General features: G+C 42.0%; 21 protein-coding genes. 14 read left to right on the top strand and 7 right to left on the bottom strand.

What is annotated here, in order from left to right; translation table 11 throughout:
• Positions 1–2 precede the first annotated feature (2 nt).
• The 6 genes from E2R53_RS18240 (at position 3) to E2R53_RS18215 (ending at position 6,706) form a co-directional block, all read left to right on the top strand.
• Positions 3–1,067, top strand: a complete 1,065-nt coding sequence (locus E2R53_RS18240) for a putative 2-aminoethylphosphonate ABC transporter substrate-binding protein (protein ID WP_206197407.1) — start codon at positions 3–5, stop codon at positions 1,065–1,067.
• Between the two features lie 63 nt (positions 1,068–1,130).
• Positions 1,131–2,138 (top strand): ATP-binding cassette domain-containing protein, encoded by a 1,008-nt coding sequence (locus tag E2R53_RS18235; RefSeq protein WP_133313200.1) that lies wholly within the window; start codon positions 1,131–1,133, stop codon positions 2,136–2,138.
• A 6-nt stretch (positions 2,139–2,144) separates the two neighbouring features.
• Positions 2,145–3,902: a putative 2-aminoethylphosphonate ABC transporter permease subunit gene (locus tag E2R53_RS18230; protein WP_133313383.1), complete on the top strand. Its 1,758-nt coding sequence runs from the start codon at positions 2,145–2,147 to the stop codon at positions 3,900–3,902.
• On the top strand, positions 3,903–4,700 hold the full coding sequence (phnX, locus tag E2R53_RS18225; protein ID WP_133313199.1) for a phosphonoacetaldehyde hydrolase: 798 nt from the start codon (positions 3,903–3,905) through the stop codon (positions 4,698–4,700).
• Positions 4,693–5,805 carry a 2-aminoethylphosphonate--pyruvate transaminase gene (phnW, locus tag E2R53_RS18220; protein ID WP_133313198.1) on the top strand — a complete coding sequence of 371 codons (1,113 nt, stop codon included), beginning with the start codon at positions 4,693–4,695 and terminating at the stop codon, positions 5,803–5,805. Before phnX ends, phnW begins: the two co-directional genes overlap by 8 nt.
• A gap of 133 nt (positions 5,806–5,938) precedes the next feature.
• Positions 5,939–6,706 (top strand): DeoR/GlpR family DNA-binding transcription regulator, encoded by a 768-nt coding sequence (locus E2R53_RS18215; protein WP_133313197.1) that lies wholly within the window; start codon positions 5,939–5,941, stop codon positions 6,704–6,706.
• A gap of 41 nt (positions 6,707–6,747) precedes the next feature.
• Here the strand turns inward: E2R53_RS18215 and E2R53_RS18210 are convergent, their stop codons facing one another.
• On the bottom strand, positions 6,748–7,767 hold the full coding sequence (locus E2R53_RS18210) for an NADP-dependent oxidoreductase (protein ID WP_133313196.1): 1,020 nt from the start codon (positions 7,765–7,767) through the stop codon (positions 6,748–6,750).
• A gap of 106 nt (positions 7,768–7,873) precedes the next feature.
• Between E2R53_RS18210 and E2R53_RS18205 the strand changes: the two genes are divergently transcribed.
• From E2R53_RS18205 to E2R53_RS18195, 3 genes are all read left to right on the top strand, one after another.
• Positions 7,874–8,335 (top strand): GNAT family N-acetyltransferase, encoded by a 462-nt coding sequence (locus E2R53_RS18205; protein WP_133313195.1) that lies wholly within the window; start codon positions 7,874–7,876, stop codon positions 8,333–8,335.
• Positions 8,332–9,048 carry a 5-formyltetrahydrofolate cyclo-ligase gene (locus E2R53_RS18200; protein ID WP_133313194.1) on the top strand — a complete coding sequence of 239 codons (717 nt, stop codon included), beginning with the start codon at positions 8,332–8,334 and terminating at the stop codon, positions 9,046–9,048. The genes E2R53_RS18205 and E2R53_RS18200 overlap by 4 nt, the downstream gene beginning before the upstream one ends.
• 87 nt (positions 9,049–9,135) lie before the next feature.
• Positions 9,136–10,488: an amino acid permease gene (locus E2R53_RS18195; RefSeq protein ID WP_133313193.1), complete on the top strand. Its 1,353-nt coding sequence runs from the start codon at positions 9,136–9,138 to the stop codon at positions 10,486–10,488.
• 32 nt (positions 10,489–10,520) lie between these two features.
• Here E2R53_RS18195 and E2R53_RS18190 read toward each other — a convergent pair whose 3' ends face one another.
• The 4 genes from E2R53_RS18190 to E2R53_RS18175 all read right to left on the bottom strand — a co-directional run bounded on the left by E2R53_RS18190 (position 10,521) and on the right by E2R53_RS18175 (position 14,586).
• Complete coding sequence (locus tag E2R53_RS18190) at positions 10,521–11,132, bottom strand: DedA family protein (protein ID WP_133313192.1); 612 nt, start codon at positions 11,130–11,132, stop codon at positions 10,521–10,523.
• An 85-nt stretch (positions 11,133–11,217) separates the two neighbouring features.
• Positions 11,218–12,030 (bottom strand): YihY/virulence factor BrkB family protein, encoded by an 813-nt coding sequence (locus E2R53_RS18185; protein WP_133313191.1) that lies wholly within the window; start codon positions 12,028–12,030, stop codon positions 11,218–11,220.
• Positions 12,031–12,151: 121 nt separating this feature from the next.
• Entirely contained in the window at positions 12,152–12,943 is a 792-nt protein-coding gene (locus tag E2R53_RS18180) for an endonuclease/exonuclease/phosphatase family protein (protein ID WP_133313190.1), read from the bottom strand.
• A 2-nt stretch (positions 12,944–12,945) separates the two neighbouring features.
• Positions 12,946–14,586: a PTS transporter subunit IIBC gene (locus tag E2R53_RS18175; RefSeq protein ID WP_133313189.1), complete on the bottom strand. Its 1,641-nt coding sequence runs from the start codon at positions 14,584–14,586 to the stop codon at positions 12,946–12,948.
• A gap of 425 nt (positions 14,587–15,011) precedes the next feature.
• On the opposite strand from E2R53_RS18175, the gene E2R53_RS18170 reads away from it, so the two are divergent.
• Entirely contained in the window at positions 15,012–16,079 is a 1,068-nt protein-coding gene (locus E2R53_RS18170) for a nitric oxide synthase oxygenase (RefSeq protein WP_133313382.1), read from the top strand.
• Positions 16,080–16,339: 260 nt separating this feature from the next.
• Here the strand turns inward: E2R53_RS18170 and E2R53_RS18165 are convergent, their stop codons facing one another.
• Positions 16,340–16,615: an acylphosphatase gene (locus E2R53_RS18165; RefSeq protein ID WP_286166285.1), complete on the bottom strand. Its 276-nt coding sequence runs from the start codon at positions 16,613–16,615 to the stop codon at positions 16,340–16,342.
• A gap of 70 nt (positions 16,616–16,685) precedes the next feature.
• On the opposite strand from E2R53_RS18165, the gene E2R53_RS18160 reads away from it, so the two are divergent.
• Positions 16,686–17,102 (top strand): GNAT family N-acetyltransferase, encoded by a 417-nt coding sequence (locus E2R53_RS18160; protein ID WP_206197406.1) that lies wholly within the window; start codon positions 16,686–16,688, stop codon positions 17,100–17,102.
• Between the two features lie 110 nt (positions 17,103–17,212).
• Here E2R53_RS18160 and E2R53_RS18155 read toward each other — a convergent pair whose 3' ends face one another.
• On the bottom strand, positions 17,213–17,884 hold the full coding sequence (locus E2R53_RS18155; RefSeq protein ID WP_133313187.1) for a response regulator transcription factor: 672 nt from the start codon (positions 17,882–17,884) through the stop codon (positions 17,213–17,215).
• Between the two features lie 96 nt (positions 17,885–17,980).
• On the opposite strand from E2R53_RS18155, the gene E2R53_RS18150 reads away from it, so the two are divergent.
• From E2R53_RS18150 to E2R53_RS18140, 3 genes are read left to right on the top strand one after another with little or no spacing between them, the layout of a single operon-like run.
• Positions 17,981–18,901, top strand: a complete 921-nt coding sequence (locus E2R53_RS18150) for a R2-like ligand-binding oxidase (protein ID WP_286166314.1) — start codon at positions 17,981–17,983, stop codon at positions 18,899–18,901.
• Between the two features lie 24 nt (positions 18,902–18,925).
• Positions 18,926–20,473, top strand: a complete 1,548-nt coding sequence (locus E2R53_RS18145) for an aldehyde dehydrogenase family protein (protein WP_133313185.1) — start codon at positions 18,926–18,928, stop codon at positions 20,471–20,473.
• On the top strand, positions 20,473–21,684 hold the full coding sequence (locus E2R53_RS18140) for an iron-containing alcohol dehydrogenase (protein WP_133313184.1): 1,212 nt from the start codon (positions 20,473–20,475) through the stop codon (positions 21,682–21,684). The genes E2R53_RS18145 and E2R53_RS18140 overlap by 1 nt, the downstream gene beginning before the upstream one ends.
• Positions 21,685–21,700: the final 16 nt, after the last annotated feature.

The following is a 21,700-nucleotide window of genomic DNA, read 5'->3' as shown; positions in this document are numbered from 1 at the left end:
CAATGAAAAACCATATTATTAAGCTTTTCGTTTTACTTATGTCAATCACTTTGTTAACTGCTTGCGGATCGAATGCTTCTAACGGAAATGGAAAGGAAGAGGCAGAAGGTAAACTTACGGTATACACAGCTATTGAAGAAGAACTGATTCCAGAATACTTAAAATCATTTGAAGAGAAATACCCGAATATCGATTTAAATATTGTTCGGGATTCAACCGGAGTTATTACCGCTAAGCTTTTAGCAGAAGGAAAAGATACTGAAGCTGATGTTGTTTGGGGCCTTGCTGCCTCGAGTCTGCTGGCGCTGGATGGAAAGGAAATGCTTGAAGGCTATACTCCAAAGGGCTCAGATAAAATTCTTCCGGAATATAAAGATTCAAATCAGCCTGAAAAATGGGTTGGAAACACAGCATTTATGACCGGAATCGTCGTAAACGAAGTGGAGCTTGAAAAGAAAAACCTGCCCATTCCAAAAACGTATGAAGATTTAATAAAGCCTGAGTACAAAGGGTTAATCGTTATGCCACACCCTGCATCATCAGGAACAGGATATTTAACAGTCAATGCGTGGCTGCAGATGATGGGCGAGGAAAAAGGCTATGAATATATGGAAAAGCTGCATGAAAACATCGGTACTTACACCCACTCAGGGTCAAAGCCTGCTAAGTTATCTGCAGCAGGCGAGTATCCAATTGGAATTTCATTAGTTTACAGCGGCGTTACTCAAAAACAAGATGGTGCTCCCGTAGATGTGATCCTCCCTGAAGAAGGTTTGGGCTGGGATGTTGAAGCAAATGGTCTTATTGCTAAAAATGAGAAGAAAAATGAAGAAGCTGCAAAAGCTTTCTTAGATTGGGCCATTACAGAAGATGTCATGAAGAAATATTACGATGCAAATGGATTTTCAACAATGGAAAATAAGTTTGAAAAGACTGAAGCATTCCCTCAGGGTGTACAAGACAAAATGTACAAGGACAATGACCTGAATTGGGCTGCGGAAAACCGCGATATGATCCTTAAAAAGTGGGAAGCAGAATTTGGTGAAAAAGCAGAACCTAAAGAGTAAAAAAATGAGGATTGGGCGGGAACTTAGTTTTTCGCCAAATTCATTAGAAAGGCTGGGGTAAAGATGCCGAATTCCTATCTGAAGGTTGAAGGAATAAGTAAAAACTTCAATCAGTTTACAGCTCTTAACAATGTATCTTTTAATATAAGGAAAAATGAATTTGTTTGTCTGCTCGGTCCGAGCGGATGCGGAAAAACAACTCTGCTGCGCATCATTGCAGGGCTTGAAGAACCAAATGCAGGCCGTGTTTATGTGAATGGAAAAGATGTGACAGAATTGCCGCCAGCTAAGCGAAACTTCGGAATCGTGTTTCAATCCTATGCGTTATTTCCAAATCTAACTGCTCTTCAAAATATTGAATTTGGACTAAAAACGCGCAAGTATCCGAAAAAAGCGGTGAAAGAGAAAGCACTGGAGGCTTTGAATCTCGTAGATCTTCTGCATGTTAAAGACAAATTCCCTGCTCAGCTCTCAGGAGGTATGCAGCAGCGCGTTTCTCTTGCACGAGCAATAGCACTTGAGCCGGACTTCCTGCTTTTGGATGAACCATTATCAGCGCTTGATGCAAAAGTGCGTGAAAAACTGCGCTATGAAATTCGTGCCATTCAAGAAAAGATTGGGATTACAACGATTATGGTTACGCATGATCAGGAGGAAGCATTAACAATGGCAGATCGGATTGTCGTCATGAATCATGCTCAAATCATGCAGGCAGGTACTCCACAAGAAGTGTACCATCAGCCGAATCAGCCATTTGTAGCGAACTTTATCGGCTCTATGAATTTCTTGAATTCAGACACAAACCAAATGATGGCGATTCGCCCAGAGCATGTACAGGTTACAAATGATGACGGAGCAAATGCAATCATTGAGGCAGTTGAATTTAAAGGTCCAGTCTATCGGGTGAAAGTGAAAATTACTGAAAAAGAATCGAAGCTGTTCAATCAGAAGATGCTTGTTGATTTATCGGCTCATATGGCGCACCGCATGGATCTTTCGAAGGGAAAATCCTTGAAGATTACCCTGCCGGATCATCGATTGATAGCTTACAAAGAACAGGTGGTTGTCTAAATGGAGATGCAAATGGCCACTGCACATTCAAACCTGGCATCAAAAAAACGTAAACGGCAAAAAGCAGGATTAAATGAATGGCTGCAGCGTTTGCTCTTGATCTTCTCGCTTTTAGCTATTGCTGCTGTATTGGTGCTCCCATTACTGATGTTGTTTGTACAAGCATTTATTGACAGTGATGGAATCTTTATTGGACCGCAGAATTTTGTCAGTTACTTTCAATCGGAAATACTAGTTCAATCTCTGCAAAATACAGTCTTTGTTTCAAGCATCACGACAATCCTTGCAGTAAGTCTGGCATTTGTCTATGCATTTGCAATCACCCGGACAAACGTATATGGAAAAACAATCTTTCGTTATTCTGCTTTGCTTCCGTTATTTGCACCAACGATGATGCACGGAATTGCCTTGATGTATCTATTTGGCAATCAAGGATTGATTACAAATGGTTTTTTCGATACGATTCCTGGTTTTAAGATCGATTTATATGGTCCAATCGGGATCATTATGGCTGAAACCATTTATACCTTTCCACAAGCATTTCTGATTTTAATGGTTGCATTATCAGGTGCCGATCAGCGTCTATATGAAGCGGCTGACTCAATGGGTGCAAGCGGGCTGAAAAAGTTTTTCACCATTACACTTCCATCAGCGAAGTACGGATTAATCAGTTCTATTTTTGTGGTGTTTACTCTCTGTTTTACAGATTACGGGGCTCCTAAAATAGTAGGCGGCCAATATAATGTTCTTGCGACAGATGTCTATAAGCAGGTCATCGGCCAGCAAAACATGGGGATGGGTGCCACAGTAGGCATGATTCTCATGCTTCCGGCGTTACTCGCTTTTGCCGTTGACCAGCTTACGCAGCGGAAACAACAAGTGGCTGGGAGTTCAAAAGCAGTTCCTTATCAAATAAAACGAAATCCTCTAAGAGACCGTTTAGCATTTCTCTATTGCTCTCTCATTTCATTAGCCGTTTGCGTCCTGTTTTTAGCTGTTTTCATTGCTGCCAGCGTGAAAATATGGCCATATAACATGACATTTACGTTAGAACATTTTGCCTTTGACAGCTTTACGGGCGATGGCTTAACAGCTTATAAAAATAGTTTGCTTGCAGCTGTTCTGACAGCGATCTTTGGAACGATCTTTACGTTCATTTTTGCTTATATGATTGAAAAATTCAGAGGAATGATTGGACTCCGGAAATTGAGCACCTTTTTATCTCTTATTCCTCTTGCAGTTCCTGGTCTTGTCATTGGACTTGGGTACATCTTTTTTTTCAGCAAGCAAAATCTATCATTCTTTGGATATACGATAGCAAATCCGTTTCATTTTCTGTACGGAACCATTGCCATTATTGTCATAGCAAATATTGTTCACTTTTATTCTGTTTCGTTTATTACCGCAACAACAGCATTGAAAAAACTGGACAAAGAATTTGAGCTCGTATCAGAGTCTATGGGCGTTCCGTTTTATAAAACCTTCATGAAGGTGACGGTTCCTATGTGTCTGCCGGCCATTCTTGAAGTAGCAATGTATTATTTTGTGAACGCAATGGTGACAGTTTCAGCGGTCATATTTCTATATACAGCAGATTTTAAGCTTGCAGCAGTATCGATTGTCAATATGGATGATGCCGGAAATCTAGCCTCAGCCGCTGCTATGAGTATATTTATTGTTGCAACTAACATTCTTGTCAGGGTTATCTATGAACTGATTGTAAAATGGATGAAAAATCGTAAATCAATGAAGGAGGAACTTTAAATGGGGAAAATAGAAGGAGTCATTTTGGATTGGGCAGGAACAACGGTTGATTATGGATGCTTTGCTCCGCTTCAGGTGTTTATAGAAGTTTTTCTGAATCGGGAAGTGAGCATTACAGCAGAGGAAGCGCGTAAACCGATGGGATTATTAAAAATTGATCATATACGGGCACTATGTGAAATGCCGCGCATTAAAGAAGAATGGGTAACTGTTCATGGTCAGGAACCGGCTGAACAGGATGTGGAGTCTATGTACGAAGAGTTTGAAACGATTTTATTTGATATTCTTCCTCAATTTACAACGCCTCTTCCAGGTGTGGTTCAAACGATACAAAAGCTGCGTGAACAAGGTTTGAAAATTGGCTCTACCACTGGCTACACAAAAGAAATGATGAAAATTGTGGCGCCTTACGCAAAGGAAAAAGGATATTTTCCCGATTATCTTTTTACTCCTGATGATGTAAAAGCGGGCCGCCCATATCCATGGATGACCTACATGAATGCAATCGAGATGGGCATTTATCCAATGAACAAGCTCTTAAAAGTCGGTGATACCGTTTCAGACATCAAAGAAGGCATCAACGCTGGCATGTGGGCAGTAGGAGTGATTCTTGGAAGCAATGAGCTTGGACTGACGGAAGATGAAGTGAGAAGGCTTGACCAGGACGAGTTAAAGGAAAAGATGGATGAAGTAAGGGACCGTTTCTATCGAGCTGGTGCTCATTATGTGCTGAATGAATTTGCAGAACTGATTCCGTTACTGGAAAAAATAGAAAAGGGGCAGACAGAACATGAATAATCCATACTTGCTGTTAACACCTGGACCTTTATCCACTTCAAAAACCGTCCGTGAGTCTATGCTAAAGGATTGGTGCACGTGGGATAAAGATTATAACGCAATCGTTCAGGATATTAGAATGAGATTAACAGCTCTTGCAGCACCCGGTTCAGAAGAATACACGGCTGTTCTTATGCAGGGAAGCGGAACGTTTTCCGTTGAATCTGTCATTTCAAGCGTAATTCCGAAAGAAAATGGAAAGCTCCTCGTTGCATGCAACGGAGCATATGGCGAACGAATCGCTGAAATGGCGGTTATCCTGGGGATCCCTGCGATCATTTATAGATCAGATGAGCAAACCGTTCTCGATATCGAATCTATACAAGAATTGCTTGAAACGCATAAAGATCTTACACATCTTGCTGTTGTACACTGTGAAACAACAACAGGAATGCTGAATCCGATTGAAGATATATGCCGTCTCGCAAAGGAGCATGGTCTAATCACGATAGTTGATGCAATGAGCAGCTTTGGCGGAATTCCGATTGATGTCTCCGCCTTAAAAATCGATTATTTGATCAGCAGCGCTAATAAATGCATTCAAGGTGTTCCTGGTTTTGGATTTATTATTGCGAAAAAAGAAGAGCTTGCCAAATGCAGGGGAAATGCCAGATCCCTCTCTCTTGATTTATATGATCAATTTGAAACAATGGAAAAGCATGAAGGGAAATGGCGGTTCACATCACCCACCCATGTGGTCAGAGCTTTCTTTCAAGCGTTGATCGAGCTCGAGAATGAGGGCGGAGTTCATGCACGCTATGAGCGCTATAGGGAAAATCAGCGCAGACTGGTTCAAGGAATGCATGAAATAGGTTTTAGGGTATTGTTGAACATTGAAAATCAGTCGCCTATTATTACGGCATTTTTGTACCCTGAAGTCGAGTCCTTTACTTTTTCCGGCTTCTATGAAAAATTAAAGCAAAAGGGTTTTGTCATCTATCCGGGGAAAATTTCAAAATTGGACACGTTTAGAATCGGCAATATCGGCGAGGTGTATCCTGAAGATATCGATCAATTACTGGCTGCCATTAAAAACACATCTTTTAAAGAGGCTGTGGAGCTGTGAAAATCGAGGCACATTACGGCCATTAGTAATAGAGAAAGCAGCAGATATTTATTAAGCTTGAAAATCATAGTATATTTATCTAATAAGATTAAATACTTAAACGAACATAATATGTGATTTAGGAGTCTGAGGAATGTCTTTATTAGCAGAGGAAAGAAAAAAAGTAATCGCTGAGCTAATAGAAAAACAGGGTAAAGTGAAGGTTAACGATCTCGCAAAGGATTTTGACGTTTCAACTGAAACCATCAGGCGTTACTTAGAAGAGCTGGAAAATGAAAAAAAACTTAAAAAGGTATACGGAGGCGCCATAAAGCTTTCGGAGGAAAAGGAAGAACCGGCACTCTTTGAACGGGAAATTATCAGAATTGATGAAAAGCAGTGCATCGCACATAAAGCTGTTTCTTCCATTAAAAAAAATGACGTGATTTTTATCGATGAGGGAAGTACAACCCTGCAGATGGTGAAGCCATTATGCGATTGCCAGAATGTAACGGTCATAACCAACTCCTTTCCGGTCGCTTCGCTTTTGATTTCTTACTCGAACAAAAATCAATTTGATGGAGAAGTTATTTTTATCGGCGGAAGCGTAAGAAGCAAGCATTTCCGTTCCTCCGGGGCACTGGCAGAGCAGATGGCAAAGGAATTTTTCGTAGATAAAGCTTTCATAGCAATAGACGGAATATCGGCTGATGACGGCATCACTTGCTATGATCTTGAAAAGGCCGTTCTTTCAAAGATAATCATTCAAAATGCAAAAGAGGTTTATGTTTTAGCTGATCACTCTAAAATTGGTTCACGCGCCAACTATAAAATGGTGCCTATTGAAAAAGTGGATAAAATTATTTCTAATGCTGACCTGCCAGCAGATTGGGATGTTTCGTGTGATTGGATACAATGTTAAAAAAGTCGACCGATAACGGTCGACTTTTCGTTATAAGAGGATTATTTTACAGCAGGTTCAGCAATCTTCACAAGCTGCTTGCCTAAATTCGTTCCTTCAAACAAGCCAAGGAATGCCTGTGGGATCTTCTCAAAGCCTTCGACGATGGTCTCTTCATATTTCAGCTTGCCTTCCTGCAGCCAGCCTGCAAGTTCTCTTGCGCCTTCGCTGAAGCGGGAAGAGAAATCGCCGACTACGAATCCCTGCATGAGGACACTTGATTTAATCAGTGTTGTTTCAATGCGGGGACCTAAGTCAGCCCCGTCTGAATTATAAGTTGAAATCGCACCGCATACTGGAATTCGCGCAAATTTATTCAGCCGTTTATGAACAGCTTCTGAGATCTCTCCGCCTACGTTGTCATAATAGACATCCACGCCATTTGGGCATGCTTCTGCAAGTGCTTTTCCTACATCTTCTGTTTTATAATTGATAGCAGCATCAAATCCAAGTTCATCAATCAAATACTTGATTTTTTCATCTGAACCCGCAATACCCACAACTCGTGCACCTTTAATTTTAGCAATTTGGCCAACTGCAGAACCAACTGCTCCTGCTGCACCTGAAACAACGACTGTTTCGCCTTCTTTAGGCTTGCCGATATCAAGCAGACCGAAATACGCTGTTAATCCGGGCATGCCAAGGATGCCAAGATAGGCTGAAATGGGTGCGATGGAAGGGTCAATCTGGCGGACCTCTTTTTCCCCTGCCACAGAGTATTCCTGCCAGGGAAGATTGCCGATGATGATATCCCCCTGTTTTAATTTGCTGCCTTTTGAATCGACAACCTCGCCAACAACTCCGCCTGAAATCGGTTCATTCAGCTGAAAAGGCGCCACATAGGATTTGCCTTCATTCATGCGGCCTCTCATATATGGATCGACTGATAAATACAGAGTGCGGATGAGGACCTGTCCTTCCTCGGGTGTAGGCACAGGCACTTCTGCATATTGAAACGTCTCGGCTGTTGGTTTTCCTGATGGACGATCTGCAAGCAGTATTTGTTTTTGTGAATACGTCATTTTTTCATCCTCCTGATATCGTTTTTATTAACGTATCACCTTGCAGCGGACAAGGCAAAGAAAGAGCCTTTTAAAATGTTCTTATGAAGAAGAAAGAGGGAATAACATGATTACAGTAAAACGACTGGATTCTGTAAAGACTGAAGAAATATTAAATCTTTTAGACGAAAGTAAACGCGAGGGATTTCGTTTTCTGGAAAGACTCGCTGCTGATTATCAATCAGGCGACAATACGTTTAATAAGCCAGGTGAGATGCTGCTGGGTGCATTTCATAATGAAACACTGATTGGCATCGGAGGCATAAATCAGGATCCATATTCACAAAATGAAAAGGCTGGGCGCATAAGAAGATTTTATGTTTCAAAAGAACATAGAAGACAAGGTGTCGGCGAACTAATATTAAGAGCTCTTTTAGAAGAAGCTGAAGATTTTTTCGATGTCGCTGTTCTCAGAACGGATACTCAGGAAGCGTCCCTGTTTTACAAACAGGCGGGATTTATAGAAAAAAATCGATTTGAAAACTCTACACATTATTTAGATCTGAAAAGGAAGGGGGATAAACAATGAAAACGAAGGACGAAATTCGCCAGGATAAATGGGACAGGCTTGAGAATGAGAAACTTGGGGGATTTCCGTTTCCTTTAAAAAATAGAATTCCGAATTTTAAAGGGGCAGCAGCTGCGGCAGAGTATGCCTCGCAGCTTGAAGTATATAAGAAAGCGGAAGTCATAAAAATAAATCCTGATGCGCCGCAGCTTCCTCTTCGCGCCCGTGTCATAAAAGACGGAAAAACACTTCTCGTTCCAACTCCAAGGTTAAAAGCAGGCTTTATCATGCTGAAAAGAGAATGGGTTCCTGAAGGCGAAGAGCGCAGAGCTGTCAGCTTAAAGAATATAAAAGAATATGGGAAAGAAGTTCCGTTATCAGAGCTGCCGAAGGTTGATTTAATTGTGGCCGGATCTGTCGCTGTTCATAAAGACGGAAGAAGAATCGGCAAAGGTGAAGGGTATTCCGATCGCGAGTATGCCATCATGATGGAGCTTGGAAATCCTCATGTTCCTGTTATATCAACTATTCACAGTATTCAAGTGACAGAGGAAGAGTTTAAAGTGGATACATATGATTTACCTGTGGATTATATCGTTACAGAGCTCGGTGTGTTGGAAACGAACACACCATACAGCAAGCCGGACGGGATTCACTGGGATAAGGTGACGGAAGAGGAAAAAGGAGAGATGCCGGTTTTAAAAGAGATTTGGGAGCTGACGAAAAATACCTAAATTTCAGGCAGTTTTCACGTTTCTGCTTTTTTGTTAAGATAACATGTACTGCAAAAGAGCATAGAACTTTAGTAAGGAGAGACGAGCATGAGTTTAAATAATGAAAAGCCGGCTAAAGGCAATGAAGAATTAGCCAGAGGGCTTAAATCAAGGCATGTGACGATGATCGCCCTTGGCGGTGCAATTGGGGCTGGCATTTTTCAGGGAAGCAGTTCATCCATTGAACTTGCGGGACCCGGTGTCATTTTATCATATTTATTAGCGGGTATTATTTTATATTTTGTCATGCAGGCAATGGCTGAAATGGCTGTTCAGCAGCCTAAAGCGAAAACATTGAGAGATTTGATTCAGACGATTCTCGGTCCATATGCAGGTTTTTTTGCAGGATGGATTTATTTCATCAGCTGGATGCTTGTTATGGCGGCAGAAATGGCAGCAGCGGCTGGGTTTTTGAAATACTGGTTTACAGATACGCCGCTATGGCTGCTGTCGTTGATTGTTTCTGTCTTAATTACTGTTATTAATTTGTTTGCAGTTAACATATTTGGAGAGACAGAGTACTGGCTTTCTGCCTTAAAGGTATCCGTTTTAACCCTGTTTATTTTACTTGGAGGAGTTCTGATTTTTGCAGGTTTTAATGGAGAAAGTGCTGCAGGATTTGGAAACCTGACAGAGCACGGCGGATTTCTTCCATTTGGAATATCAGGTATTGCTGCTTCCATGCTTGTTGTCATGTTTTCATTCGGCGGCACCGAAATGATTGGGATGACGCTTGGTGAAACAGAAAACCCGGAAAAGGTTATTCCAAAAGCAGCACGCAGTGTTATTATCCGTATTTTAGTCTTTTACGTCCTTCCGATTCTTGTCATTGTCAGTCTGATGCCATGGAATGAGGTTGGTAAGCAAAGCCCGTTTGTCACGGTATTTGATACGCTTGGCATTCCATATATCGGAGGATTTATGAATTTCGTCCTGCTGACTGCTGTGATATCCGCAGCAAACACCGGGATGTATGCTGCATCACGTCTCCTGTACACACAGGCTTTGGACGGAAACGCACCGAAGTTTTTCTCGAAGTTATCTTCTAAACGTGTGCCTGTCAGAGCACTGCTTGCGAGTACTTCATTCTTATATATAGGAGTAATTGTTGCTGTATTTGCTGAAGGTGAAACATTTGGCTATCTAATGGTCGTACCCGGATACGCGATTTTATCCATTTGGATTTTGCTTACACTTGCTCATCTGAAAAGCAGAAAACCAGGTACAGTGCTAAAAGGATTTTTTGTAAAAAGCTATCCATATACATCATGGTTTTCATTAATCGCTTTACTTGCCATTCTGGCGGGGATATTAATGACTTCACCGCCAATCGGTACGATAATCACTCTGTCGATATGTATCATTTTGACACTGATTTATCTGTTTGGTGCAAAAAAATAATCCAGGGGGATTTTCCCCTTGGATTATTTTTATTATATTTTTTGACCGGAGGAACTGGCTGGATCAGGACAATCCTTCTTCTTGTAAACAAAACGGTATAGAAGGAATAGGATAATCGCTAATCCGACAGCAATCATAAGATAAGTCTGCATATCTGACATGAAAGCAGAGATCGATTTTAGATTGCCGATCTGTCCAAGCCAGAGCATCGTGATATTCAGAGGGAATACCCCTAAAAATGTAAGTCCGGCAAATGGCAAAGCTTTTACCTTGGACAGGCCCGAAACGTAAGATATATAGTTGCCGATTCCTAAAGGACGCGCAATTGCAATGCTCCAAAGTCCGCATTTTTTGAACCAGCGCTGTGTTTTCTCGAATGTTTTTTTCTTTTTGGTCAGCTTCTTTTTCATTTTATGCTCTAATTTATATCCAATCCAATAGGGAATAAAACTGAATACCGTGTAAACCGCACTGCCTAAAAAGGCAATCCAGATTAATTGGAGAATCGATAAATCCAGTAAATAGCCATACGCAAGGGTTATAAGTGAACCTGGAAAAGGCAGCGATGAGGCTTCAATTGCAAGACCCGCCATAAGACCCCATATTCCAAACTCCCGCAGCAGATTTATGATGAAATCCAACATGAGATCTCTTTTCTCCTCTCTTTCGTCTTCTTATTGTGAAAATACCCGCTTCCATAAATATCAAACTGGTACATTAAGGAGAAAATCAATCCGGACAGTACTTTTTCTTTCTGCGGCAGACGCGCATGGCATTTATTTCTCCTCCAAGCAGAATGGAGAAGGCGGTGAAATAAAGCCATATGAGCAAAATAATAATGCCTCCCAAACTTCCATAAGCAGCGTTGAAGGCTTTGAAATTATCCACGTAAAAAGAAAATCCATAAGAGCTGATGCTCCAGAGTGATGTTGCTAAAAGTGATCCGAAATAGATATCAAAAAACCCGAGCTTTTCATTTGGCGCAAAATAATAAAGAGCGAGCAAAACCAAATTAATCATGAAAAATGAAATGATCCACCTTGCCTGATTCAGCAGCGGATTTATATTTTCAAGAAAAGGTGCATAGCGGGTCAGGGTGTCAATGATGACTTTTCCGAATACCGGAAGAAGCAGGGCGATTGTAATCGTAATAATAAGTCCTGCTGCCAAAAGCAGAGCATCTATGCGGACTTTGATGTAAGCACGGGTTTCTTTAATCTCAAGCGCCCGGTTGAAAGCCCGAATTAAAATATGCGTTGCATTGCTTGCAGACCAGAGCGCTGCGATCACACCGAATGCAAGTATGTAGCTGTTTGTTTCCCCAAACAGACTTCTAATCTGTTCTGTAAGCAGCTCAGCTGTTTCAGAAGGCACGTAGTGATTAATCCACGTTAATAGTGGTGTGACATCGAGCGAAAAATAAGGGAACATGGCAATTAAAAAAATTAGCAGCGGAAAAAGGGATAGTAAAAAATAATAGGCAATAACTGCTGATAAGTCGTTTAATTCGTGCTGGTGAATTCTTCTTAGCAAATCTTTCATGGTCGACCTCCCTATAACCTTTTTAATTTCCCCGTGAGGTATATAGGATAAACGTATAATGAAGAAGAAAAGATGACAAAATGCAAAAAAAAGCTGCCTCTTTAAAAGAAGCAGCCTTCATTTACATGGAAATCTCTGTCTCCACACCATAATGATCAGAAACGGCTGATTTATGCTCACCATTGAAAATAACCTTTGATGACAGCACTTTAACCTCAACACTTGATAGAATCAAATCAATGCGCAAATCTTGTTTATTTTCATCCCATCCGGCAATTTTGCCTTTAACGGTTATGCCTGAATCCTTATCTTCAGCGAGTGTATACGTATCATATAAACCGTTTGATAGAAGATAATCATATCCTTCATCTCTTATTTCAGCGCTGTTATTGAAATCACCCATTAAGAAGAAAGGATGAGATCGGTCGAGCTTTTGAAGAAGTGAATCAAGCTGGAATTTGCACGGCTCCTCTTCGTCATGCCACCAGCCAAGATGACATGAGTAGAAGGAGACCAGTTTCTCATTGTATTTGATGGTCGCACGTACGATCGAGCGTGTTTTCCAGTAAGAGGTATCTTGCCCTTTTGTCACGCAGAAGACCTCTGAATCCACAACAGGATGTTTAGTCAGGATCGCAAGACCCTCTTCATACCCAGGGTATCCGATATGGGCAAAGCCCCAGACGAGCTTATAATCGGTTACCCCAAGCTGTTTTAATTCATCGAGAAGAACTAACGCGTAATTGTTCTTTTTAACCTGATCATAGACGATGGCTTCATCTTCAAGCTGGCTGACTTCCTGAAGGGCAATCACATCATATGACTTCTCCTGAATAGTTTTCGCCAGTGTTTTGATTTTCTCCATCTGGTTTTCTTCTTGCCAAGAGTGACAATTAAGCGTTAATAATTTCATGGTTAAGCTCCTAACGTATCTTGAATATCAGATTTTAAAACATCTGCTTTCGGTCCGTAGATTGCTTGTACACCTTTGTCTTTAATGATTAAACCGAGAGCGCCATTTTCTTTCCATTTCGCCTCGCCTGCAACCTTGCTTGAATCTTTTACTGTAACACGAAGGCGTGTCATACATGCATCTACATCTTCAATATTAGCAGATCCGCCAAGCAAAGTAATGATAGCAGATGCTTGTGAATCGCTGTTTACTGCAGCAGTGCCTTTAGCAGCAGGCTCTTCAGAATCGATGTAGTTTCCATTGCGTCCCGGAGTAGGGAAGTTGAATCGTTTGATCATGAAGTTAGCGATTCCGAAGTTAAGGCCGAAGAATACTAAACATGCAAGAACAAAGTTCACAATATCCATCCATAAACCAGCTTTGATGATCATTGGAGTACGGGTTAAGAGCTCAATGAAACCAAATGAGTGAACACGGATATCGATAATATCGACAATCGCAAAAGCAAGACCTGTTGTAATAGCGTACACAATATATAGAAGTGGAGCAGCAAACATGAACATGAATTCGATAGGCTCAGTTACACCTGTTAAAAATACTGCAAGACCTGCAGATAAGAACATTGATTTGTATTTCGTGCGTTTTTCTTTGTCAACATTGCGGTACATCGCATAAGCAATACCGATAAGTGAAGCTGTAGAAAGAATCATTTGTCCAACTTTAAAGCGTGCTGGAGTAACATCGTTTAACAATTGGTTATAGCTTGCAGTATCTCCTGCAGCAAGGAAGTTATTTAAGTCGGCAATCCATGCAAGCCATAAAGGATCCTGACCTGCAACTGTTGATCCGGCGCTTCCGCCAGTTAAGATTTCGTAAGTTCCGCCAAGAGATGTATAGTTCATCGGAACTGTCAGCATGTGATGCAGACCGAACGGAAGAAGCAGACGCTCAAGGGCACCGAAGATAAATGGTGCAACAACTGGAGCTGTGTTGCGTGAAGTAGCAATCCATTGACCGAAGTCATTTAATAGACCTTGAATAAATGGCCAAACTAGAGATAATACGACAGCGGTTACAACAGATCCGCCGATAACTGCGAAAGGCACGAAGCGTTTTCCGTTAAAGAACGAAAGTGATTCAGGCAGTTTGCTGTAGTTGTAATATTTGTTGAACAGGTTTGCACCAAGGAAACCTGCAATGATACCTACAAATACTCCCATGTTTAGTGCAGGAGCACCTAAAACAGATGTGAAGTAATCTTTAACAATTAATTCTTGTCCGAATAAAGAGTTTACAGTAGCTTCAGGATCTGCAAGCATGGCAGAGTTAACACCGAAGATTGCGCCTGTAATACGATTAATAAGAACGAATGCAATTAATGCAGCGAATGCTCCGCCAGCGCGTTCCTTAGCCCAGGAACCCCCGATGGCTACTGCAAACAGGATGTGAAGATTGGTAATGATGCCCCAACCGATGTCTTCCATTACTCGTGCAATCGTTTGCACCAATGTGATATCTCCGCCTGACATGGCGATTAACTTGCCGAGTGAGATCATAATACCGGCTGCTGGCATAACTGCTACAACAACCATTAAGGCTTTACCGAATTTTTGCCAGAAATCGAACGATAATAAGTTCTTCATCTTTTGCCCTTCTTTCCCTTAATAAATATAATGTTTGTAAACGAATTCATTACTAATCGGAATTGCTTACATATTTTTTAAAAATAGATTCGTGCAACTATGTGCAATCGCTTGCATAAACCTATTTTAAATAAAGGGCTTTCATATTGCAACAAAAAAATGATAAGTTTTTCATATTTTTATAGAATATCTTTTTTATAGTGCTCGAATCTCTTGATACATATGAATTAGTGGCGATTCCTTTCATATATATTTTTTCCGTATAGAAAAGTTCATGAAAGTTTTGCTTGTAGTAAAAGTATGCTTCAATAGAGATGCTATACTTTAATGATATCGGATATGATCTTTTTTTGAAAAATTTACGTAGTCTTAACTATATAGAGTTGGTTATTTAGGAGGTTATCGTGGCTACTCAACTTGAATATATGATTGAAGCAGAGCAATTCATCAGGCAATGTTATTATGAGCTCGGCAAATCGGAAGAAGAAACCGTTGCCCGTTTATTGCAAATTAAATCTCTGCTGGGTCAAGAGGGTCAGTATCAATTAACGTTTGAAGAACTTGAGCACGGGGCAAAAATGGCTTGGAGAAACAGCAATAAATGTATTGGCCGTTTATTTTGGAACACACTTAGAGTGGTGGATGCAAGAGAGCTTGCTGCGGAAGAAGAAATCAGGGACGCACTGTTTTCACATATAGAATATGCAACAAATAACGGCCGAATCCGTCCGCTGATTACGATTTTTAAGCCAGGGGAGGATGGAACTGCGCCAGTGCGGATCTGGAATCATCAGCTGCTTAGATATGCAGGCTACGAAACAGATTCTGGAATTATCGGCGATCCGGGATCCATCGTATTTACAAAGAAATGCGAAGAACTTGGATGGAAGGGCGAAGGGACGGACTATGATTTGCTTCCTCTTGTCATTCAGGCAGAAAATCGAGAGCCGGTTTGGTATGAAATCCCCTCAGAAATTGTGCTGGAAATTCCAATCTCACATCCTCAATACCCGGAGTTCAGTGAGCTGAATGCCAAATGGTATGCCGTTCCAATTATCTCTGACATGAGCCTTGAAATAGGCGGGATGACATTTCCTGCGGCACCGTTCAATGGCTGGTATATGGGAACAGAAATTGGCGCAAGGAATCTGGCGGATGAGGGCAGGTATAACATGCTTCCAAAAGTAGCTTCACTATTGGGACTGGATACCTCCTCCAATGCGACACTTTGGAAAGACAAAGCGCTTGTTGAACTGAACGTTGCTGTTTTGCATTCTTTTAAAGAAGCTGGTGCCAGCATCGTCGATCATCATACAGCTGCCCAGCAATTTAAGCGGTTTGAACATAATGAAATGTCAGAGGGACGCGACGTGACTGGAGACTGGACTTGGCTGATTCCTCCATTGTCCCCGGCGACAACTTATATTTTTCATAAGCAGTATGAAAATAAAATCAACAAGCCGAACTATTTTTATCAGGATCGTGCTTATTAGAACAAGCTCTTGCGGGGGCTTGTTTTTTTATGATAATTAGGAGGTTGTTGGAAAAAAGAAAGTATTTGAGGCGTTTTGGAAAGTATTTAATTGATTTCTGCATGTAAAATGGGCATTTATGAAAGTATTTGAGCAGTTTTGGAAAGTAAACTCACCTTTAACTGAAAACAGGTTGAAGAATTCCTGTTTCAGAAGGAAGGTATTTGCCAAGGGCACATAGAAAAAGACCATTCTCATGGTCATTTTTGTTAGAGTCCAGTTCAATGCACAATCTTAAACTCAGAAAACGTCTCAGACTGAAGTTCCCCTTTTACTGAAATGTCGTCTACCTTAGCATAACGATTGCCTTCCTTCAAATCCTTCAGGAAATCTTCCAGTTGCTTGTCCTCTCCCTGAACCATCATTTCAACAGTTCCGTCATCTCTATTTTTCACCCAGCCTGTCAGTTCATGTGAAGCGGCAAGCTTCTGGGTGTGAAAACGGAAGCCGACTCCCTGTACCCGGCCAGCTGCAATCATATTTAAGGTTTTCATCATAAAAATCGCCTCCTAACGTCTCATTTCCCGATGTTTACCTATTATAATCAAATTAAAAGATAGAGAGGAGATGCTGCAGGTGGAATGGCAGAAAAAAGAATATCTCGTGTCAGACGATCAAACCTTGCTGCAAATTGAAAAGATAGAGGCTTGGATCAGTGAGTCATACTGGGCAAAGGGCCGCTCTGGAAAAGTAATAGAAGAGAGCATTCAGCACTCTTTGTGTTTCGGATTGTACGGTCAGAATGGAAGACAAATAGGTTTTGCCAGAGTCATAACAGATCAGGCAGTCTTTTCATGGATCATGGATGTCATCATTGACCAGGAATACAGGGGACGCGGGCTTGGGAAATTCTTAGTGGAATGCATCATCATTCATCCCGCAATCAAAAACACGAAAATGGGCCTTGCCACCAAGGATGCTCATGATCTTTACAGACAGTTTGGCTTTGAAACTGAAGAATGCATGAGAAGACCGCTAATCTAAGGAAAGCGGAAGCACCTGTTTCAGTTAGGCGACTCCGCTTGCCATCGAAGGGCAAAAAATTTAAACTTTCGTCTCTCTAAAACCCGCGCAAATAATAGGCAGCGGGTTTTTTAATGGATAATGCCTTTCCTGAGTCCTACCGCAACAGCCTCAGCGCGGTGCTTTACCCCTAATTTCCGGATCACAGCACTTAGATAATCACGCACAGTAAATTCGCTGATTTTCATGTGTTCAGCCATTTCTTTCATGCAATAGCCATTTGCCAGATGCTGAAGGACTTCGGTTTCCCGTTTGCTTAGAATACGATTAGAATTTTGCGAAATAAATTCCTGGAAGTAGTAAGACAGCTGCTCTACATGACTTCTAATAGATTGCCTCCTGCCTGTATACTGGTCGGCAAGAACGCAGCCTATCACGTTATTCGAGCTGCTGATCGGAATGATGGCAAGGGTGGACAGCTTAAATTGATTGATGTACTTTTCTGGAAAAGGAACGTTGCTTTGTGTGAGGTCAATGAGCTGAAGCTGATTATTCTTAAGGGCATTGTATACGGGCGGGATGTAGCGGACGTCTTCTTTTATCCAGTGCATGGGTGTGATTTTTTCTGTGTCTGCCTGAATTAAGCCTTCTCCTACATAACTGAAGGATGAGTATGTAAAAATGGCAGCGCGCTTGAAAGGGAAAAATTGAACACAGCCGAGGACCATCCTCTCGGTCCTTTTCGTAAAATCGTGAATTTGGGAAGCTTCACGAATATATTCTCTTACTCTAGCATCTAGCATTCGACAATTTCCTCCCCTACCTTTTCAGTACTATTTCACCTTCATCTCTCATTGTAAAATAAAAATGTAAGCACTTACAAATATAAGGGCATCACAATTAAAAATAATTCAAATCAGGAGGGAACGATGAACAAACGCGAAATCATTACGACAAGCAGCAGAGGTATTAATGAAGAGTTACTGCCGTACCGGCTTTTTCAGAAGGCGAAGCGATTTGGGATTTGGAATCCGTCAGATATTGATTTTACACAAGATACAAAAGATTGGAAGAGTCTAAGCGACGCGCAGAGAAACGAAGTTCTTCGCCTCATCTCGCAATTTCAGGCAGGAGAGGAAGCAGTAACGCTTGATTTGCTGCCGCTTATGATGGCCATTGCAAAAGAAGGGCGTCTTGAAGAAGAAATGTATTTGACAACATTTCTGTTTGAAGAAGCAAAGCATACCGAGTTTTTCCGTTTGGCTCTTAATGCCATTGGCGAAACAGGTGATCTCTCAATCTACCACACAGACACTTATAAAACGATTTTCTATGAGCTGCTGCCGCAGACGATGGATCGGCTCATCCATGATCAATCGCCTGAAGCGATAGCTGAAGCATCTACTGTCTACAACATGTTTGTGGAAGGTGTTCTCGCTGAAACAGGTTATTTCTCTTTTTACAGATCGCTTGAGGAAGCAGGAATTATGCCGGGTTTGTTAAAAGGAGTAGGGCTTTTGAAAAAGGATGAATCAAGGCATATCGGCTACGGCACCTTCCTTCTGCAGCGCCTGATCAGCGAGCATGAGCATATTTTTGATCTCGTTTCAGAAAAAATGAAGCAGCTGACTCCTTATGCAATCATACTAAATCAGGAAGGCATGTCAGGTGAACAAAATGCATTCGGCCATACCCTTGATGAAACAATGGCCTTCACAATGAGACAGCTCTCTGTCCGCATGGATATTCTTGCAAGGGCGCGCGGAAAGAGAGTGGAAGAGATTTACCGAATGACAGAATACGAGGTTGGCGTTGTTTAATCGACTTATAGAGGAGGAAGGTTCATGAGTGTAAATGTAGATGTCCTAACCCTGCCGCTGTTTATTAATGGGAAGTGGGAAGAGTCGGTTTCTTTAGAAACGTTTGATATTTTCAATCCTGCAACAGGGGAACTCGCTGCAAAGGCATCTAAAGGAACGAAAGAGGATGTGGACAAAGCGGTGCTTGCTGCAAGGCACGCATTTGATCAAACAGAATGGAAAAGCATGAAGCCGAAAGAACGCTCAAAGGTGCTGAACGCGATTGCATATCAGATCATTCAGCATGCGGAAGAGCTCGCGTTTTTAGAGTGCATCAGTTCAGGAGGAACAATCAGGCGCATTACGTCGAATGATATTCTGCAAATGGCCGACCTATTTCAGACGTTCGGAAAATTTGTGCTGGATTATCCGTATTCTGAAACGCTGCCAAATCCGCCGTTCCCAGGCCCTGCTCATAACTTCATCTGGAGAGAGCCAATCGGAGTTTGTGCGGCAATTACACCTTGGAATATGCCGATGCTGATTGCCGCATGGAAAATAGCGCCTGCGCTTGCGATGGGGAATACTTTGGTCATTAAGCCTGCAAGCTATACGCCGTTATCTACTTTAAAACTGGCAGAAATTATTTCAAAAGTTGTTCCGCCCGGAGTTATCAATGTCGTATCTGGACCCGGAGCAGAGACTGGCGAAGCACTTGTCCGTCATCCCAAAGTCGATAAAGTGGCGTTTACCGGATCAACTGAAGTTGGCCGCAGTATTATGAAGCTTGCCGCTGAATCGGTTAAAAACACAACACTTGAGCTCGGAGGGAAATCGCCGAATATTATTTTTGAAGATGCCGATCTTTCACTTGCTTTACCAGGAAGTTTATTCGGAGTTTTCCTGCACTCCGGGCAGCTGTGCGAATCAGGAACCCGCTTGTTCGTGCCTGAGAGCATGCATGATGAAATTGTAGAAGGTCTGCTTGCACTGACAAAGAAATTGAAGCTTGGAAACCCGCTTGAAGCATCAACAGATGTGGGTCCCATTATTTCTAAAAAGCAAAAAGATTCGATTCTTGCCTATATTCAGTCTGGTTTAGAAGAAGGAGCCACACTCGTATGCGGAGGAAAAGAAGTGACTGTCCCTGGATGTGAGGGAGGATCATTTATTGAACCGACAATTTTCACAAACGTGACGAATGAAATGAAAATTGCGCAAGAAGAAATCTTTGGGCCTGTTTTATCTATTATCAAATATTCGGATGATGAAGAAGCAATCAGACTCGCCAATGACACAATCTATGGATTAGCGGCAGGTGTCTGGACAAGGGATGTCAACAAAGCGTACGCTGCTGCTAGAAAGCTTCAGGCAGGAGTTGTCTGGATCAATGACTGGCACATGCTCCGAAATGATGCGCCATTTGGAGGCTATAAGCAAAGCGGGATCGGACGTGAAATGGGCAAGCATTCCCTTGATGCTTATACACAAGTAAAACATGTTCATACCTCGATGGTATCTGATCTTCATAAGCGGAACTGGTACGGTATTTTGTTTTCTGAACAAAATCAAACCGATAGAGGTGAAGAATAATGCTGACAACAACATTTTCACAGTTCATGCTGCGCTCCGGCATCTACAGCGGATCGAATACAAGGGCAATGGTGCCTGATCTGTTCAGGGGTCTTGGTGCAAAAAGAGTGGTTCTTTTCAGTGATCGCGGCCTTGAAAAAGCGGGAGTTGTCGAAAAGACGGCACAGATCTTTGAATTAACCGCACACGGTACTGGGCCTGAACTTGCAGGTATCTATCTCGATATTAAGCAGGATGCAGAAAGCAGCTGTGTAAACGATGCTGTCCGCTATGCAAGGGAGGTTGGTGCTGATGCGCTGCTTGCAGTTGGCGGCGGAAGTGTCCTGGATACAGTTAAAGGCGTAAAGTACTGTCTGCATAAAGGGCTGACGAATATTAATGACGCCATCCCCGGTGGGTTTTTAATGGAATCTTTTCCTGAAGCAGCTCACATTCCTATTCCGCATATTGCGATACCGACAACAGCAGGCACGGGATCTGAAGTCTCTCCGATTGCGGTAATCTACAACGAAGAATTAAAACTGAAGACAAACATTATCAATCCATTTATCAGTGCGGATATCGCAGTCCTTGATCCTGACCTGACAGTTGGATTGCCTTCAAATATTACAGCGTTTACAGGTTTTGATGCTCTCACACATGCAATTGAGGCATTCGCATCGCCAAATGCAACTGCTCTGACTGATGCCTATGCTCTGCATGCCATTCGGCTGATTGAAAAGAATCTGCTGACTGTTGTTGCAGACGGCGAGAACCTTCGAGCGAGAATGGACATGCTTCATGCAAGTTTAATGGGAATCACAGCGTTCAGCTTTGCCCTGAATGCAATACCCGTTCATAATTTCGCCCATGCCTATGGCGCGATGTTCCGCATTCCGCATGGTCTCGCAAATGCCGTCTTTTTGCCTGCTGTTATGGAGGGAATACCATCTCTGTACCTGCCAAAGATACATCAGCTGGCTGAAGCACTGAATGTAGAAGCGAAGAATGAAGATGCACCGGCAGTATTAAATAAAGTCATTGATAAAATCAAGCTGCTTCAGCATAAAGCGGGCCTTCCTGCTGACTTTTCAGACTACAGCATTTCAGAGGGGGATTTAGAGAAAGTCATTCCGGCTGTGGCCCTGGACCCGGCAGCTGTATCTTTTCCAATGCCGCCTGAATTGATTTATGCCATTAGCCAAAAGGTTGTGCCTGCGGGGGTAAAATAATGAACAGCAAAGAGCA

Source organism: Peribacillus frigoritolerans, from assembly GCF_004358755.1.
Taxonomy (GTDB): Bacteria; Bacillota; Bacilli; order Bacillales; family Bacillaceae; genus Bacillus_P.
Note: the sequence above shows the minus strand (reverse complement) of the source record. Positions and strands in the feature narration are given on the sequence as shown.

What these genes read in the sequence shown, in the direction of transcription:
- E2R53_RS18205 (WP_133313195.1), top strand. Translation starts at nt 7,874, where the DNA reads ATGATTACAGTAAAACGACTGGATTCTGTAAAGACTGAAGAAATATTA.
- E2R53_RS18140 (WP_133313184.1), top strand. Translation starts at nt 20,473, where the DNA reads ATGCTGACAACAACATTTTCACAGTTCATGCTGCGCTCCGGCATCTAC.
- E2R53_RS18215 (WP_133313197.1), top strand. Translation starts at nt 5,939, where the DNA reads ATGTCTTTATTAGCAGAGGAAAGAAAAAAAGTAATCGCTGAGCTAATA.
- E2R53_RS18170 (WP_133313382.1), top strand. Translation starts at nt 15,012, where the DNA reads ATGATTGAAGCAGAGCAATTCATCAGGCAATGTTATTATGAGCTCGGC.
- E2R53_RS18185 (WP_133313191.1), bottom strand. Translation starts at nt 12,030, where the DNA reads ATGAAAGATTTGCTAAGAAGAATTCACCAGCACGAATTAAACGACTTA.
- E2R53_RS18190 (WP_133313192.1), bottom strand. Translation starts at nt 11,132, where the DNA reads ATGTTGGATTTCATCATAAATCTGCTGCGGGAGTTTGGAATATGGGGT.
- E2R53_RS18200 (WP_133313194.1), top strand. Translation starts at nt 8,332, where the DNA reads ATGAAAACGAAGGACGAAATTCGCCAGGATAAATGGGACAGGCTTGAG.
- phnX (WP_133313199.1), top strand. Translation starts at nt 3,903, where the DNA reads ATGGGGAAAATAGAAGGAGTCATTTTGGATTGGGCAGGAACAACGGTT.
- E2R53_RS18145 (WP_133313185.1), top strand. Translation starts at nt 18,926, where the DNA reads ATGAGTGTAAATGTAGATGTCCTAACCCTGCCGCTGTTTATTAATGGG.
- E2R53_RS18230 (WP_133313383.1), top strand. Translation starts at nt 2,145, where the DNA reads ATGCAAATGGCCACTGCACATTCAAACCTGGCATCAAAAAAACGTAAA.
- E2R53_RS18240 (WP_206197407.1), top strand. Translation starts at nt 3, where the DNA reads ATGAAAAACCATATTATTAAGCTTTTCGTTTTACTTATGTCAATCACT.
- E2R53_RS18195 (WP_133313193.1), top strand. Translation starts at nt 9,136, where the DNA reads ATGAGTTTAAATAATGAAAAGCCGGCTAAAGGCAATGAAGAATTAGCC.
- E2R53_RS18175 (WP_133313189.1), bottom strand. Translation starts at nt 14,586, where the DNA reads ATGAAGAACTTATTATCGTTCGATTTCTGGCAAAAATTCGGTAAAGCC.
- E2R53_RS18165 (WP_286166285.1), bottom strand. Translation starts at nt 16,615, where the DNA reads ATGATGAAAACCTTAAATATGATTGCAGCTGGCCGGGTACAGGGAGTC.
- E2R53_RS18210 (WP_133313196.1), bottom strand. Translation starts at nt 7,767, where the DNA reads ATGACGTATTCACAAAAACAAATACTGCTTGCAGATCGTCCATCAGGA.
- phnW (WP_133313198.1), top strand. Translation starts at nt 4,693, where the DNA reads ATGAATAATCCATACTTGCTGTTAACACCTGGACCTTTATCCACTTCA.
- E2R53_RS18180 (WP_133313190.1), bottom strand. Translation starts at nt 12,943, where the DNA reads ATGAAATTATTAACGCTTAATTGTCACTCTTGGCAAGAAGAAAACCAG.
- E2R53_RS18160 (WP_206197406.1), top strand. Translation starts at nt 16,686, where the DNA reads ATGCTGCAGGTGGAATGGCAGAAAAAAGAATATCTCGTGTCAGACGAT.
- E2R53_RS18235 (WP_133313200.1), top strand. Translation starts at nt 1,131, where the DNA reads ATGCCGAATTCCTATCTGAAGGTTGAAGGAATAAGTAAAAACTTCAAT.
- E2R53_RS18155 (WP_133313187.1), bottom strand. Translation starts at nt 17,884, where the DNA reads ATGCTAGATGCTAGAGTAAGAGAATATATTCGTGAAGCTTCCCAAATT.